We start from the raw sequence: 16,111 nt of genomic DNA on the forward strand, positions 1-16,111 counted from the left end.
AAACTTTAAATGGTATAACAAATTCTGTAAAACCATAGATAATATAAGCTATTTATGTCTGAATAGGTAATTGCTTTAGAGAAAAATGTTGTTTAGAAAGCTTGTGATTACGGATATGTTTTTTTTAACTCAAATTGGACTATATAAAAAACACAAATGGTTTTAAAAATAAGTTGAAGGTTTATTGAAAAAAGCTTAGGACATTTAATAATCATAAAAAACAAAAAAACCTCGACGAATCGAGGTTTTTTTGTTTTAAAGTATAAAATACTATTTCAGTTTACGTTTTACGGCAACTTCTGTAAAGCCTTCTATAATATCATCTATTTCGATTTCGTTGAAACCTTTTATTTGAATACCACAATCGTAACCTTTTGCTACTTCTTTTACGTCGTCTTTGAAGCGTTTAAGTGCAATAATATCACCTGTATGAATTACTACATTATCACGAATTACACGAACTTTGTTTGCTCTAAGTATTTTACCATCGGTAATCATACACCCTGCAATTGTACCTACTTTAGATATTTTAAACAATTCTCTAACGCCTGCAAGACCAGTAATTTCTTCTTTCATTTCTGGAGATAGCATACCTTCCATTGCATCACGTAAATCGTCGATGGCTGCGTAGATAATAGAATAATGACGAATATCTATTTCTTCTTTTTCGGCTAATTGTTTAGCGTTTCCTGCTGGACGCACATTAAATCCAATGATAATCGCATCAGATGCCGAAGCCAACATAACGTCAGTTTCTGTAATAGCTCCAACTCCTTTGTGAATGATGTTGATTTGTATTTCTGGTGTTGATAATTTTGAGAATGAATCTGATAATGCTTCTACCGAACCATCTACGTCTCCTTTAAGGATAATGTTCAATTCTTTAAATTGTCCAAGTGCGATACGACGACCTATTTCATCAAGTGTAATATGACGTTGTACTCGAACTGATTGTTCACGCATTAATTGTGTACGTTTTGCTGCAATGGCTTTCGCTTCTCTTTCGTCTGCAAAAATATTGAACTTGTCACCCGCTGTTGGTGCGCCAGCCAAACCTAATATAGATATTGGTGTAGATGGTCCTGCTTCGGTAACGTTATTTCCACGCTCATCTTGCATGGCTTTGATTTTTCCATGATTTTTACCTGCAAGGATATAATCTCCTACACGCATTGTTCCTGCTTGTACTAAAACTGTTGATACGTATCCACGACCTTTGTCAAGGAATGCTTCAACAACTGTTCCTGTTGCTGGTTTATTTGGGTTTGCTTTCAGGTCTAAAACTTCTGCTTCAAGCAATACTTTTTCTAATAATTCTTTCATACCAATACCTGTTTTTGCAGATATATCTTGCGATTGGTATTTTCCTCCCCAGTCTTCGACTAGGAAATTCATGGCTGCTAATTTTTCCTTAATTTTTTCTGGATTAGCATTTTGCTTATCTACCTTATTGATAGCGAAAATGATTGGCACATTTGCTGCTTGTGCGTGAGATATTGCTTCTTTTGTTTGAGGCATAATATCGTCATCGGCTGCAACTACAATAATTGCTATATCGGTAACTTGAGCTCCACGTGCACGCATCGCGGTAAACGCTTCGTGACCTGGTGTGTCTAAGAATGCGATTTTTTGACCGTTTTCTAATTCTACTCCGTAAGCACCAATATGTTGTGTAATTCCTCCTGACTCTCCTGCAATTACATTTGTTTTACGAATATAATCTAATAACGATGTTTTTCCGTGATCGACGTGACCCATTACGGTAACAATCGGTGCACGATGTACTAAATCTTCGGCTGAGTCTTCGACAACTTCGATGTTTTCTTCAAGATCGGTTGTGATAAATTCTACTTCAAATCCAAACTCATCACAAACAATTGTTAATGTTTCTGCATCTAAACGCTGGTTCATCGTAACCATAATTCCAAGTGACATACAAGTTCCGATTACTTTAGTAATTGGCACGTCCATCATGGTGGCAACCTCACCAACGGTAACAAATTCTGTTACTTTTATCGTTTTGCTTCCTGCTTCTAATTCTCTTTGTTCATCATCAGATTTCTGACGGTGCGTATCTCTTTTGTCACGACGGTATTTTGCCGCTTTAGATTTATTTCCTTTTCCTTGTAGACGTTCTAGCGTTTCCTTGATTTGGTTTTTTACATCCTCTTCAGTTGGTTCAACTTTAGGTACAATTGCAGGTCTTGCTCCTTTTACAAATCCGGGTTTGTTTGCGCGATTAAATCCTCCTCCAGTTGCATTACCTCCTGTATTGGGTCTAATTAAGTTTGTTCCTGGCACTCTAGGGGTTGCATTTGCTTCACCTGGTTTGGTAGGAATTCTTTTGCGTTTGTTTTTATTATTATTGTTGTTACCTGCACCTGCTGGTTTGGCACCACCTTTGTTAGGTTCGATAATCTTTTTTGGCTTATTAAACTGCGATAAGTCTATAGTTTGACCTGAAAAAGTAGGACCTGTAAGTTTGGTGTATTTGGTTTCGTGTGTCTCATCTACTGGCGCGTCTTCAACTGAAGGTTTTGAAGTTGCTTCTGGTGTTTTTCCGACAATTGGTTTTGCTACATTTTTAGCAGGTTCTTTTGCAAAAATTTTCTCTTTTACTAGAGTTTCTTTTGCAACATGCTGCTTTGGTTGTTCTGATTTTTCAGGAGTTTTCGCAACGGGCATTTCTGCTTTTGGCTCGACTTTTACCTCGACTTTCACCTCAGTTTTCGCTTCGACCTTTGCTTCAGTTTTCACCTCTGCCTTTGCTTCCGCTTTTACCCCAGGAATAATTGTTGGTTTAATAACCGATTTGGCAGATAAATCGATTGTTCCAACTTGTTTAAGTCCAGTTACAACAGCTTTTGCTCTGATTACTTCTTGGCGTTGGCGCTCTTCATCGACTTTGCGTTTTTCTTCTATTTCGTTTTCTCGTTCTACACGCAAAGCTTCTTTTTCTTTTCGTTTTTCTTCGCCAACTTCTTTTGAAGCATCTTTGTTTCCTTTGTCTCCAGCAAATTGATTAGACAGGACATTATACACTTCGTCAGAGATTTTCGTATTAGGATTAGACTCGATTACGTGTCCTTTATCCTTTAGATAATCTACGGCTCTTTCTAACGAGATATTAAATTCCCTTAAAACTTTGTTTATTCTTATTGTACCTTCAGACATAAAATCTTTTTATATTATCTTTTTATTGTGGTATGCGCATGCTAATCAAGAATTTACTCTTCAAATTCTTCTTTCAATATTTTAACTACTTCGAGAATAGTTTCTTCTTCTAAATCAGTCCTTCTTACCAAGTCGTTTACATCTTGACTTAGGATACTTTTTGCAGTATCTAAGCCAATTTTTGCAAATTCTTCGATAACCCAAGCTTCAATTTCGTCTGAGAATTCTGTTAATTCTACATCATCATCTGCCGCTACGGTTCCTTCTCTAATTACATCAAGCTCATAACCAGTTAACTGACCTGCTAGTTTGATGTTGTGCCCGCCACGACCAATTGCTTTTGAAACTTCTTCTAATTTCAAGAAAACTTCGGCACGTTTTGTTTCTTCATTTATTTTAATAGAAGATACTTTTGCTGGACTTAGTGCTCTTGTAATATACAATTGAGTGTTAGTCGTATAGTTAATTACATCTATATTTTCGTTTCCTAATTCGCGAACAATTCCGTGAATACGTGATCCTTTCATCCCCACACAAGCACCTACTGGATCTATACGATCATCGTAAGAATCGACAGCTACTTTTGCTTTTTCACCAGGAATACGAACAACATTTTTTACCATGATTAATCCGTCGAATACTTCTGGTATTTCTTGCTCAAATAATTTTTCTAGAAACTTTTCTGAGGTTCTAGACATAATAATTTGAGGCTTATTTCCTTTTAGTTCGACACTTTCAATAATTCCACGAACGTTATCTCCTTTACGGAAAAAGTCAGACGGGATTTGTTTTTCTTTTGGTAAAATAATTTCATTTCCTTCGTCATCTACAAGTATTACTACTCTTGGACGCACGTGATGAACTTCTCCAGTGTATATATCTCCAATTAAATCTTTAAATTGTTTGTAAAGATTTGTATTGTCATGTTCGTGAATTTTTGAAATAAGATTTTGGCGTAATGCTAAAATGGCTCTTCTTCCTAGGTCTATTAATTTTACTTCTTCAGATACTTCTTCACCAATTTCGAAATCTGGCTCTATTTTTCTTGCATCGGTAAGTGTAATTTCAAGGTGATCTAAATCTAAATCATCATCGGCTACAATTACTCTTCTTTGCCAGATTTCCATATCTCCTTTATCAGGATTAATAATAATATCAAAATTATCGTCTGAACCGTATTTTTTCTTCAATGCGTTTCTAAACACATCTTCTAAAATCGCCATGAGCGTTGGACGATCTATCGATTTGTCGTCCTTAAATTCTGAAAATGAATCTATTAATGCTAAATTCTCCATGCCAACTCTTTTAATTTAAAATATGATTATAACTATAGCCTCTTGAATTACCGCGTAAGCGATTTTTTCGTTATGCACTACCGTTTCTTTTCCTTTCCCTATCTTTTTTGGCTCTCGCGAACTCCATTCGACTGTAATGTCTTGGTCTGAAACCTCTAAAAGCAATGCTTCGATAGTTTGTGTAGCCGTTTTTATTTTTAACGTTCTTCCAATATTTTTTTTGTATTGACGCACTAATTTTAACGGTAACGAAACTCCTGCTGAAGCAACTTCTAACGCAAAATCTACTTCTTCTCTATCTAAATTATTATCTATAGAACGACTAATGTTAATACAATCTTGTAATTGAACGCCATTATCGCCGTCTAATGTTATAATGATTTTGTTCGAATCATTAATATTTAGATCGATTAAAAATAAGTTTGGATACTCTGCCAACCCTTGTTCTAACAACTCTTTTACTTTCTCTTTAAATGCCATGTTTTATAAAAAGAGGGAAGCAATGCTTCCCTCATTATTTAGATATAAATACTTAATAATGTGCAAATATACTACTTTTTTTTAATTTACAAAATTTTGTATAGTGTTAAATAATTTCTTATCTTTATTAAAGTTTTAATTTCTAAACGAACCAAGACAATACAAAATTAAAAAAGAACATTATGAAACGAATTTTAGTCCCAACTGACTTTTCTAAAAATGCCGAGCACGCCCTTAAAGTAGCGGCACAAATTGCTAAAAAAAATAACAGCGAAATATTATTAGTTCACATGCTTGAGTTGCCACAACAAAACAGCGATGCCGTTTCTCAAGGCAGAGAAATTCCTGAAGTGATGTTTTTTAAAAATGCCGTGTTACAAAAACTAGAAGATTTGATGGCGCAAGATTATCTTTCTGAAATTGCAGTTTCCGAAATTATTCAGTTCGAATTGGCTTTTGACGGTATTCTAAAAATAAGCAAAGCGCATGATATCGATTTAGTAGTAATGGGATCTCATGGCGCAAGTGGATTTAAAGAAATGTTTGTAGGGTCTAATGCCGAAAAAGTAGTTAGAAATTCCGAAATCCCCGTTCTAATCATAAAAGAAGAAGACAACGATTTTGCTATTAATAATTTTGTGTTTGCGTCTGATTTCTCTGATGAAATTAAAAAACCTTTTCAAGAAGTTGTAAACTTTGCAAATAATTTCGGTGCTAAATTACATTTGGTTACCATAAACACCCCTAATCAGTTTGTCCCTACAAGTACTGCCGAGGAAAAAATGGCAAATTTTGTTTCTAACTTTAAGATAAATGACTTTCAAACTCATATATATAACGAAACCAGTGTCGAAAAAGGAATTCTTAAATTTTCAAATAGTGTAAAAGCTGATTTGATAGGAATATCTACTCACGGCAGAAAAGGGTTAGCGCATTTCTTTAACGGAAGCCTTGCAGAAGGAATTGTAAACCATGCCACAAAACCAATTATAACATTTAAAATTTAGATCTTAAAAAAAGCCCCTTTATTTTTCTATAAAGGGGCTTTTATATTATTTATTCATATGTTGTATTTCGTACAAAAACGTATCTAAATCAACATCTAACAACAGAAGAGACAAAGCCTTATCTACAATATAATTTACATTCCCAGGCGTAAAACCCAAAGCTAAAGCAAACTTAGTCAAAACTTCCTTCTGTTTAGGCCCAAGAACATGATCCGCATAAACCATTCTAGACAAATCATACAAACGCTCTAATCTCTGAGAATGCAATACTGGCGGATTAATAGGATATTTTAGAGGGTTTTCTAAAATCTCATCATATTCTGCATCAGAAATCTCTAAACGTATTTTTAGCTTATCTAAAAATTGTTTCTCCTCTGCACTCAAATCACCATCGGCAATTGCTACACGAACAATGGCAGAAAAATGACCTTTATTTCTTGTTTTAAATTCGCTGTCGAATAAATCTGAAAAAGACATAATATTGGTTTTATATTTCTACAAATATACTCATTTCTACATTTTTTTCGAAATCATTTTAAAATACTTTAACAGAGAAACAAATTTAAAAAACCAATACCTAAAAAATAATTTGTAAGTTTGATAAATCTAAACCATATAATAATGTCAGAATTCTGGTTATATTTTAACATCGGACTAAAACACGTACTTAATATAAGTGCATACGACCATGTTTTATTTCTAATTGCACTAACCGTCCCATACGCCTTCAAAGACTGGCGAAGACTACTATTACTCATTTCACTATTCACACTAGGACACACACTAGCCCTAGTACTATCTGTATTTGGCATACTTTATGTAAAAGCCAATCTAATAGAATTTATAATCCCCATTACAATCCTTCTAGTAGCATTATTCAACCTATTTACAGCAGGAAAAAACAACAAAGGAGAAGGAATTAGCCTACTCTCTTTTATAACACTATTCTTCGGAATCATACACGGATTAGGCTTTTCTAACTATTTCAAAACCATACTACCAGGAAACGCCACCCAAAAACTATTACCACTATCAGAGTTCGCATTAGGAATAGAAACCGCCCAAATAATAGTCGTTATCCTAATACTAATCATATCCTACATAGCACAAACCGTTTTCAGATTCTCCAAAAGAGACTGGACACTCGTCATGTCGGCATTCATAATAGGAGTAGTCGTACCCCTACTCATACAAAACCCAGTTTGGGGAAGATAATTTATCATTAGGAGCAAAAAGCTTGGGCATTCTTGCCAACCCTATTCCTGCTTTCCATTGCAATCTTTTGCTTTTTTAAAAGAAAAAGCAAAAGGATTTCCATTACAATCAGGGCTATAAGAAAAACCCCTTTAATTTTTGCAAATAAAAAACAACAAAAAACACCTACTTTTGTAACCCATGAAAGAAATAAAACAAAACAAATATGATAAAGCCTATTTGCGATTAGCAAAAGAATGGAGCAAACTTTCCTATTGCAACCGCAAGCAAGTAGGCGCCATCATTGTACGTGACAAAATGATAATTTCCGATGGCTACAATGGCTCCCCATCAGGTTTCGAAAATTGTTGCGAAGAACAAGACGGCACTACAAAATGGTATATCCTTCATGCAGAAGCAAACGCCATACTCAAAGTAGCTCGTTCTACACAAAGCTGCGAAGGCGCAACCCTATATATAACACTCTCGCCATGCAAAGAATGCAGCAAGCTAATACACCAATCAGGAATAAAAAGAGTTGTATACCTAGAAGACTACAAAGACAATTCAGGATTAGAATTTCTAGAAAAAGCAGGCGTTCTGGTAGAGCAAATCGAAGAAATAGAATAATTAAACTCACCCTTTTAATCTGGCAAAATCTGTGGCAAAAAAAAGCAAATTACCCCTATTCATAATTTTCTAAATGAAAGTCGATAAAGTATATTTTCCGTTACTCATTTTTGCCGCAATAGCAATTGGCTTTTTGTTAGGCGGTATATTTGTTAGAATTCCCGTTACCGCAAAACTAAATACCCAAAACCAAACCAAGCAAAAACTCAACAAACTCATCGACTTCATTAATGACGAATATGTAGATAATGTAAACACCGATTCGATTGTAAACCAAACCGTAAACGGAATACTAGAAAAACTCGACCCACACTCAGTATATATAGCAAAAAACGAAGCGCAAGGCATTGCCGAGAGCATGAAAGGCGGTTTTGTAGGCATTGGAATCAATTTTTTTATCGATAACGATACCATTGCAGTCATCAAACCCATAGAAAATGGTCCCTCAGAAAAAGCAGGAATCAAACCAGGCGACAGAATTTTATCAGCCAATAACGAAAAAATTTTTGGCAAAAAAATCACCACCGAAAAATTGTATTCAAAACTAAAAGGAGAACCAAACTCCCAAGTAATTCTAACAATTTTTAGAAAATCGACAAACAAAAAATTCGACCTAAAAGTCATTCGCAATACCATTGCCCTAAAAAGCATCGATATTGCTATTATGCTCAATAAAAAAACAGGATATATAAAAATAAATCGCTTTGCCGAAACAACCTACAAAGAATTTAAAATTGGACTAAATAAGTTAGTAAAACAAGGCGCAAACGCACTAGTTATAGACCTTCGAGATAATGGAGGCGGTTATCTAGACCAAGCTGTTTCTATTGCCGATGAATTCCTAAAAGACAACAAACTCATTGTTTTTACCAAAAACAAGAAAAAACATATCGACAAAACTTTTGCCACAACCGATGGTGTTTTCGAGAACGGAAAAGTAACGTTATTGATAAACGAAAACTCTGCCTCAGCAAGCGAAATTCTCGCAGGCGCCATACAAGATAACGACAGAGGTTTGGTTGTTGGCCGCCGTTCTTTCGGAAAAGGATTGGTGCAAAGAGAAATGCCGTTCGAAGACGGAAGCACAGTCAGACTAACCATTGCCAGATATTACACCCCAACAGGAAGATCTATCCAGAAATCATATAAAAACGGAAACCAAGAATATATAAACGAGTTTACAAACCGTTACAAAAACGGCGAATTGTACGCAAAAGACAGTATAAAAATAGCAGATACTTTAAAATTTAAAACCCCAAAAGGCAGAATTGTTTACGGGGGTGGTGGTATTGTGCCCGATGTTTTCGTGCCACTAGAATCTGCAAAAGGAAACGAAGTAATCCCTATGATAATGCAGTCGGGCTTGGTTTCTAATTTTGTTTTTAAAGAATTAGATATATACAGAAACCAGTTTGTTAACCTAAATCTGCGTCAAATCATCACTAAAATAGAAACTTCGGATTTATATTATAATAAATTTAAAAAAAGAATCGAGTTAAATGATTCATTTATCAATTTAAATTCAAGTAAAAAATACATAAAACGCTATATTACTGCCGAATTTTGTCGACAATTATTAGGCGAAAACCAGTATTATCAAGTCGTACTAAAAGAGGATGCGATGGTTAAGGAGGCTTTGAAAAATTAAAGATTTCTACGTTTTTTATTGTTTTTAATCTTTGTCAAATAAAAACTATTTCTTTATACTATCATGCACATGGGTTTCAACACCATTATTCCACAAAGTAAGAATATCGGTGGCAACCGCAGCCCCACTTCCAGCAGCAATTGCAAGCTGACTTCGGTGACCAGCTAAAGTACCAACAACATAAATTCCATTAGCCACTTTTTGATCCGTATTTTGTAATTGAATCCTGTTTTTTTCTGCCAATGATTTATTGTGTGGCTCAATATATTGTTGCAAACCATCAATTGAAAACAAATTAGAAGAACCAATCCCAATAACAATAATTCTAGTTTGATAAGTGTTTTTAGTGGTAACAACCACAAAATTACCCGCTTGGCCAGCAACAGAAACCACTTTTTCGTCTTCTATTTGTGTTACATGAGGATAATTTTTTTGCAATTGCTGAATACTTTCGGTAAGAATTTCAGATCCTAATTTTCCAGAACTAATACCATAAGCATTATAAAAAACAGCCTCTTGAAGTGACGATGTTTTTTGATGCGTAATAACAACAATATTCTTATCCTGAACAAATGCTTTTTTATAAGCAGAACCTAAAATTAAAGCGCACGAAACACCCGAAACCCCGCCGCCAACAATTAAAACATCAAACATTATTCTTGGTTTTTTAATTTATCTTCGATCGATTTAGACAATCTAAAAATAAGCAAAATAACTACCGCACAAATTATAGAAATAATACCTATAATCGCAATAAGGCTTTCCCCTTCAAGCAAATTATTAAAATCCAGTCTGGTCATATTAATGCCAATAAAAACAATAGCTAAGGCAATAATAATATAAGTAAAAATTTTCATGTCAAATTATTTATAGGTCAAAAATACTAAAATTTAGCTTACAGGAACAAGCCTTTAACATTAGCCGCAAATAATTTAACAGCAATAGCTAATAAAACAACCCCAAACACTTTTCTAATAATTCCCAAACCAGTAGAACCAAGCATTTTTTCTATTTTCCCTGCCGATTTTAAAACCCCGTAAACAATTACAATATTCAGCAAAATAGCTAGAATAATATTAATATCATGATACTGCGATTTCAAAGACAATAAGGTCGTCATACTCCCAGCACCGGCAACAAGCGGAAAAGCAATAGGAACAATAGAGGCACTTTTTGCTTCCTCGTCACGATACAATCTAATACCAAGAATCATTTCTAATGCCAAAAAAAACAAGACAAACGAACCTGCAACAGCAAACGAATTTACATCAATACCAATCAAATTTAACAACTCTTTTCCAGCAAAAAGAAAAGAAATCATAATAAAACAAGCAACAATAGATGCTTTTTCAGACTCAATATGCCCGTGTTTACTTCGCAAATCAACCAAAATTGGAATACTACCAATAATATCAATTACTGCAAAAAGCACCATACCTACTGTAACAATTTCTTTCAGACTTATATCAAACATAATTTTCAAAATTTGATGCAAATATAAACAATTATTTTTTTTGGCGTGCCCCAACCTCCTCTTTTAGAACGAGATTGAGCTGGGCTTTCGGCAGTTTGTTTTGCTAAAAAAGCAAAGAACGCTAACAAAGCCTCAATACTTCACAGGGCATTCTGGCAAACATCATTTATAAATTAGCATTGCAATACTGTAACATTAGCACTATATTTGCCTCAAAAAAATAATATGTTCCAACTAGGTAAAACCATAGTATCAGAAGACATTCTTCAAAAAGAATTCGTATGCAACTTATCAGCTTGTAAAGGCGCTTGTTGTGTCGATGGCGATGCTGGCGCACCTTTATTAGAAGACGAAGTTAGAATCCTAGAAGAAATATATCCAAAAGTAAAACCATTTCTCCGCAAAGAAGGCATCGCTGCTATCGAAGCGCTAGGAACATCGGTTATAGGAACAGACGGAACACTAGAAACCACATTGATAGACAATAAAGATTGTGCTTATGTTATTTTCGATGGCAAAACTGCACTTTGCGGTATCGAACAAGCCTACAATCAGGGAATCATCGATTGGAAAAAACCCGTTTCTTGTCATTTGTACCCAATTCGTGTTAAAGATTTTACAGAATTTGCAGCTGTAAATTATGACAAATGGGACATTTGTTCTCCAGCTTGCTCTTTAGGAAAAGAACTCGAAGTTCCGGTTTACAAATTTGTAAAAGAAGCCCTCGTGCGTCGTTTTGGACAAAACTGGTATACAGAGCTAGAAAAAGTTGCCGAAGAGTTAAAAAACGAATAATTTTTAGCCTTTAAGTTCAAAACAAAACCCCTTATTTTACAATTATTTTGCTTTTTTAAAATTTATAAAATACTGTTTTTCAGTTACTTAATAATTTAACAGAAAATATTTACAAAAATATACTTTGTTAAAAACTCAAGGCAATTGTGAATAACTATATCTTTCTTTTATAGATTCAAATCCTAATCTTTGTACTCTTTAATAGTTAGAAAAATCATTTTTATAATACAATAAAAACCAATATATTATGTCTTTCGTAGAACCTATTTTACAAGAAAACAAAAATCGCTTTGTGATTTTTCCGATAAAACACCATGATATTTGGGAGTTTTATAAATCGATGGAAGCTAGTTTCTGGACTGCTGAAGAAATTGATTTGTCGCAAGATTTAAACGATTGGAATAACAAGTTATCTAACGATGAGCGCTATTTTGTAAAACACATTTTAGCATTTTTCGCCGCATCAGACGGGATTGTAAACGAAAATTTAGCAGAAAACTTTGTCAACGAAGTGCAATACGCTGAGGCAAAATTCTTTTATGGCTTTCAGATCATGATGGAAAACATTCATTCTGAAACATATTCTCTTCTTATTGATACTTATGTAAAAGATGAAGTTGAAAAAGACGAATTGTTTAATGCCTTAGAGGTTTTTCCTGCCATTAAGAAAAAAGCAGATTGGGCTTTGCAATGGATAGAATCTGATTCGTTTGCAGAACGCTTAATTGCATTTGCAGCCGTTGAGGGGATTTTCTTCTCTGGTGCATTTTGTTCTATTTATTGGTTAAAAAAACGTGGATTAATGCCCGGATTAACCTTTTCGAACGAATTAATTTCTCGTGATGAAGGTGTTCATTGTGATTTTGCAGTGCACTTGCACAACCATCACTTAGTAAATAAAGTACCAAAAGAAAGAATTAGAAGCATTATTGTAGATGCTTTAAATATTGAAAGAGAATTTATTACAGAATCATTGCCTGTTTCTCTAATTGGAATGAATGCAGTATTAATGACGCAATATTTAGAATTTGTTGCCGATAGATTGCTAGTAGAATTGGGTTGTGATAGAGAATATAACACCGCAAATCCTTTCGATTTTATGGATATGATTTCGTTGCAAGGAAAAACAAATTTCTTCGAGAAGAAAGTTGCCGAATACCAAAAAGCAGGGGTTATGAATACGGATTCTGAAGCGCAAAAAATTAGTTTTGATGCTGATTTTTAGATAAATTTTTGTTGCCCAGATTTTTTTTTTGATGTGATAAACAACAAAACAGGCGAAACTAGAGAACAGATAAAGCAATCCTTTTTAATCTATTTTTTTTTAAATTTCGCTGTTTTTTATAGATTATATACATAAAAAAACACAACCAAATAAAACCCAAGATTTTCAGTAAAGCCCAAAACCTGAAAACTAGCTTAGCCCCGATAGAAGTGGAAATCCTTTTGTTTTTTTCTTTAAAAAACAAAAGATTGGAACGGATAGCGGGAATGGCTTCAAAAATAGATTACAAATAAATCGAAAAGGTAAAGGGATTTGCTTTTTCACAAAACAACAAAATTATGTACGTAATAAAAAGAGATGGACACAAAGAGCCTGTAATGTTCGACAAAATTACAGAAAGAATTAAAAAATTGTGTTACGGATTGAACGATTTAGTAGATGCTGTAAAAGTAGCTATGCGAGTAATAGAAGGGCTTTACGATGGTGTTGCTACATCAGAATTAGACAACTTAGCAGCAGAAACTGCGGCTTCTATGACTATTGCACATCCAGATTATGCGCAACTAGCGGCGAGAATTGCCATTTCGAACTTGCACTCTAATACGAACAAATCTTTCTCGGAAACGATGAACGAAATGTATCATTATGTAAATCCTAGAAATGGGCAGGAAGCGCCGCTTTTGTCGGAAGAAGTACATACTGTTATCCAAGAAAATGCTGCGTTTTTAAATTCACATATTATATATACAAGAGATTTTAATTACGATTATTTTGGTTTCAAAACCCTAGAACGGTCTTATTTATTAAAAATAAACGGAAAAATAGTAGAGCGTCCGCAACACATGTTAATGCGTGTTTCTGTTGGAATTCATTTAAATGATTTAAAATCGGTAATAGAAACTTACGACTTAATGTCGAAAAAGTTTTTTACACACGCTACGCCAACCCTATTTAATGCAGGAACGCCAAAACCGCAAATGTCATCTTGTTTTCTTTTAGCAATGCAAGATGATAGTATCGACGGGATTTACGACACTTTGAAACAAACCGCAAAAATTTCGCAATCGGCTGGAGGAATAGGATTATCTATTCACAATGTTCGTGCAACAGGATCATATATTCGTGGCACCAACGGAACATCGAACGGGATTGTACCCATGTTACGTGTTTTTAACGATACAGCTCGTTATGTAGATCAAGGTGGAGGAAAGCGTAAAGGAAGTTTTGCCATTTACATAGAAACTTGGCATGCTGATATTTTCGAATTTTTAGATTTGAAAAAGAATACAGGTAAAGAAGAAATGCGTGCAAGGGACTTATTCTTTGCCATGTGGACATCTGATTTGTTTATGAAACGTGTCGAAGAAAATGGCGATTGGACTTTAATGTGTCCTAACGAATGTCCTGGTTTATATGACGTGTACGGCGAAGAATTCGAAAAAATGTACACCAATTATGAGAAAGCTGGAAAAGGCAGAAAAACGATCAAAGCACACGAGTTGTGGGAAAAAATTCTAGAATCGCAAATAGAAACTGGTACACCATATATGCTGTATAAAGATGCAGCAAACAGAAAATCGAATCAAAAAAATCTAGGAACCATTCGGTCCTCGAATTTATGTACCGAGATTATGGAATATACCTCGAAAGACGAAATTGCAGTTTGCAACCTAGCATCACTTTCGTTGCCAATGTTTATCGAAAACGGAACCTTCAACCACGATTTATTATTTACCGTAACCAAACGAGTAACCAGAAACCTAAACAAAGTTATCGACAGGAATTATTATCCAGTAAAAGAAGGTGAAAACTCTAACAAACGCCACCGCCCAATTGGTTTAGGTGTACAAGGTTTGGCAGATGCTTTTATCATGTTGCGTTTGCCCTTTACAAGTGACCAAGCAAAAAAGCTAAATCAAGAAATTTTCGAAACTTTATATTTTGCAGCCGTAACCGCATCTATGGAAATGGCAATAGAAGAAGGACCATATTCTACCTTTGCAGGTTCTCCAATTTCGCAAGGAGAATTTCAATACAACCTCTGGGGATTAAAAGACGAAGAGCTCTCTGGTCGTTGGGACTGGGCAAGCTTACGTAAAGAAGTAATGAAAAACGGCGTTCGAAATTCTCTTTTAGTAGCACCAATGCCAACTGCATCTACTTCACAAATTCTAGGAAATAACGAAGCATTCGAACCATACACATCAAACATATATACACGTCGTGTTTTATCTGGCGAATTTATTGTGGTAAACAAACATTTACTAAACGACTTAGTAGAACGTGGTTTGTGGACAGAAGACTTGAAACAACAATTAATGCGAGAAAACGGCTCAGTGCAAAAACTAAACATCCCGCAAGACCTAAAAGAATTATACAAAACCGTTTGGGAAATGTCTATGAAAGACATTATCGACATGTCACGCCAAAGAGGCTATTTTGTAGATCAATCGCAATCATTAAACTTGTTTATGCAAGACGCTAATTATTCGAAACTTACCTCAATGCACTTTTATGCTTGGAAATCAGGATTAAAAACAGGAATGTACTATTTAAGAACAAAAGCAGCAGTCGATGCAATAAAATTTACCTTAAATAACGACAAAAAAGCCGAACCAATTACCATCGAAGTAAAACAACAAACAACCTTAACCGAGGTCGAACCGCAAACCAAAACCATGACAAACGAAGAATATAGCGCCATGATCCAACTAGCAAAAAATGCCACCCCAGAAGATTGCGAAATGTGCGGATCATAAACAAAACAATTACAGCTGTCATAATTTTATGACAGCTGTTTTTTTTAGGAGCTATTTCCCGCTTTCCGTTACAATCTTTTTATCGGCGAAAAGCCTCAAAAAGGATTTCCACTGCAATCGGGGCTAAAACACATTTCGCTTCAAAACAAACCAACCTGCAATTACTTCATCTAACTTTAGCATTCAAATTCATCTATTATCAATACCATACCGTTTTAATTTTAAAGAAAAAAAATTAAAAAACCACCTAATTAAAAAAAAATCCAATCATATTTTGTTAAAAAATATAAGAGCGCACCAAGAAGCAAAAAAACACCTCAAACCAAATTTAAAAACAGACACCAATTAACCAGAAGCCATTGCATTATACAAAAAATTAGGCTGTTCAATCATCACAAACTACACACAATAAATAATACCATTTAAAGTT

At 34.6% G+C, this 16,111-nt stretch carries 14 protein-coding genes; 7 read left to right on the forward strand and 7 right to left on the reverse strand.

What is annotated here, in order from left to right:
- Positions 1 to 270: 270 nt before the first annotated feature.
- The 3 genes from infB to rimP are packed head-to-tail and all read right to left on the reverse strand — an operon-like array spanning position 271 to position 4,949.
- Positions 271 to 3,174: a translation initiation factor IF-2 gene (infB, locus tag B0A57_RS10315; protein ID WP_034099000.1), complete on the reverse strand. Its 2,904-nt coding sequence runs from the start codon at positions 3,172 to 3,174 to the stop codon at positions 271 to 273.
- 53 nt (positions 3,175 to 3,227) lie between these two features.
- Positions 3,228 to 4,469, reverse strand: coding sequence for a transcription termination factor NusA (gene nusA, locus B0A57_RS10320; RefSeq protein ID WP_011962638.1), 1,242 nt, complete (start codon positions 4,467 to 4,469; stop codon positions 3,228 to 3,230).
- Positions 4,470 to 4,484: 15 nt separating this feature from the next.
- Positions 4,485 to 4,949, reverse strand: a complete 465-nt coding sequence (gene rimP / locus B0A57_RS10325; RefSeq protein WP_034099002.1) for a ribosome assembly cofactor RimP — start codon at positions 4,947 to 4,949, stop codon at positions 4,485 to 4,487.
- A 182-nt stretch (positions 4,950 to 5,131) separates the two neighbouring features.
- On the opposite strand from rimP, the gene B0A57_RS10330 reads away from it, so the two are divergent.
- The gene (locus B0A57_RS10330) at positions 5,132 to 5,956 is read left to right on the forward strand and encodes a universal stress protein (RefSeq protein WP_011962636.1); all 825 of its coding nucleotides are present in this window, start codon (positions 5,132 to 5,134) and stop codon (positions 5,954 to 5,956) included.
- Positions 5,957 to 6,001: 45 nt separating this feature from the next.
- Here the strand turns inward: B0A57_RS10330 and B0A57_RS10335 are convergent, their stop codons facing one another.
- Positions 6,002 to 6,433 carry a tellurite resistance TerB family protein gene (locus B0A57_RS10335; RefSeq protein ID WP_011962635.1) on the reverse strand — a complete coding sequence of 144 codons (432 nt, stop codon included), beginning with the start codon at positions 6,431 to 6,433 and terminating at the stop codon, positions 6,002 to 6,004.
- Between the two features lie 144 nt (positions 6,434 to 6,577).
- Between B0A57_RS10335 and B0A57_RS10340 the strand changes: the two genes are divergently transcribed.
- From B0A57_RS10340 to B0A57_RS10350, 3 genes are all read left to right on the forward strand, one after another.
- On the forward strand, positions 6,578 to 7,171 hold the full coding sequence (locus B0A57_RS10340) for a HupE/UreJ family protein (protein WP_011962634.1): 594 nt from the start codon (positions 6,578 to 6,580) through the stop codon (positions 7,169 to 7,171).
- Positions 7,172 to 7,351: 180 nt separating this feature from the next.
- Positions 7,352 to 7,780 carry a deoxycytidylate deaminase gene (locus B0A57_RS10345; protein ID WP_011962633.1) on the forward strand — a complete coding sequence of 143 codons (429 nt, stop codon included), beginning with the start codon at positions 7,352 to 7,354 and terminating at the stop codon, positions 7,778 to 7,780.
- A gap of 73 nt (positions 7,781 to 7,853) precedes the next feature.
- On the forward strand, positions 7,854 to 9,428 hold the full coding sequence (locus B0A57_RS10350) for a S41 family peptidase (protein ID WP_011962632.1): 1,575 nt from the start codon (positions 7,854 to 7,856) through the stop codon (positions 9,426 to 9,428).
- 45 nt (positions 9,429 to 9,473) lie between these two features.
- Here B0A57_RS10350 and B0A57_RS10355 read toward each other — a convergent pair whose 3' ends face one another.
- The 3 genes from B0A57_RS10355 to B0A57_RS10365 are packed head-to-tail and all read right to left on the reverse strand — an operon-like array spanning position 9,474 to position 10,902.
- On the reverse strand, positions 9,474 to 10,082 hold the full coding sequence (locus tag B0A57_RS10355) for an FAD-dependent oxidoreductase (protein WP_011962631.1): 609 nt from the start codon (positions 10,080 to 10,082) through the stop codon (positions 9,474 to 9,476).
- Entirely contained in the window at positions 10,082 to 10,285 is a 204-nt protein-coding gene (locus tag B0A57_RS10360; protein ID WP_011962630.1) for a hypothetical protein, read from the reverse strand. The genes B0A57_RS10355 and B0A57_RS10360 overlap by 1 nt, the downstream gene beginning before the upstream one ends.
- Before the next feature lie 38 nt (positions 10,286 to 10,323).
- A complete protein-coding gene (locus B0A57_RS10365; RefSeq protein ID WP_011962629.1) occupies positions 10,324 to 10,902 on the reverse strand; it encodes a MarC family protein in 579 nt (192 codons plus the stop codon).
- Positions 10,903 to 11,127: 225 nt separating this feature from the next.
- Here B0A57_RS10365 and B0A57_RS10370 point away from each other — a divergent pair, with 225 nt between their 5' ends.
- The 3 genes from B0A57_RS10370 to B0A57_RS10380 all read left to right on the forward strand — a co-directional run bounded on the left by B0A57_RS10370 (position 11,128) and on the right by B0A57_RS10380 (position 15,681).
- Entirely contained in the window at positions 11,128 to 11,697 is a 570-nt protein-coding gene (locus B0A57_RS10370) for a DUF3109 family protein (RefSeq protein WP_011962628.1), read from the forward strand.
- Between the two features lie 247 nt (positions 11,698 to 11,944).
- Positions 11,945 to 12,922, forward strand: a complete 978-nt coding sequence (locus B0A57_RS10375; protein ID WP_011962627.1) for a ribonucleotide-diphosphate reductase subunit beta — start codon at positions 11,945 to 11,947, stop codon at positions 12,920 to 12,922.
- Between the two features lie 338 nt (positions 12,923 to 13,260).
- Entirely contained in the window at positions 13,261 to 15,681 is a 2,421-nt protein-coding gene (locus B0A57_RS10380; RefSeq protein ID WP_034099005.1) for a ribonucleoside-diphosphate reductase subunit alpha, read from the forward strand.
- The last annotated feature ends 430 nt before the right edge of the window (positions 15,682 to 16,111 follow it).

It is taken from the genome of Flavobacterium psychrophilum DSM 3660 = ATCC 49418, from assembly GCF_002217405.1.
Lineage (GTDB): Bacteria > Bacteroidota > Bacteroidia > Flavobacteriales > Flavobacteriaceae > Flavobacterium > Flavobacterium psychrophilum.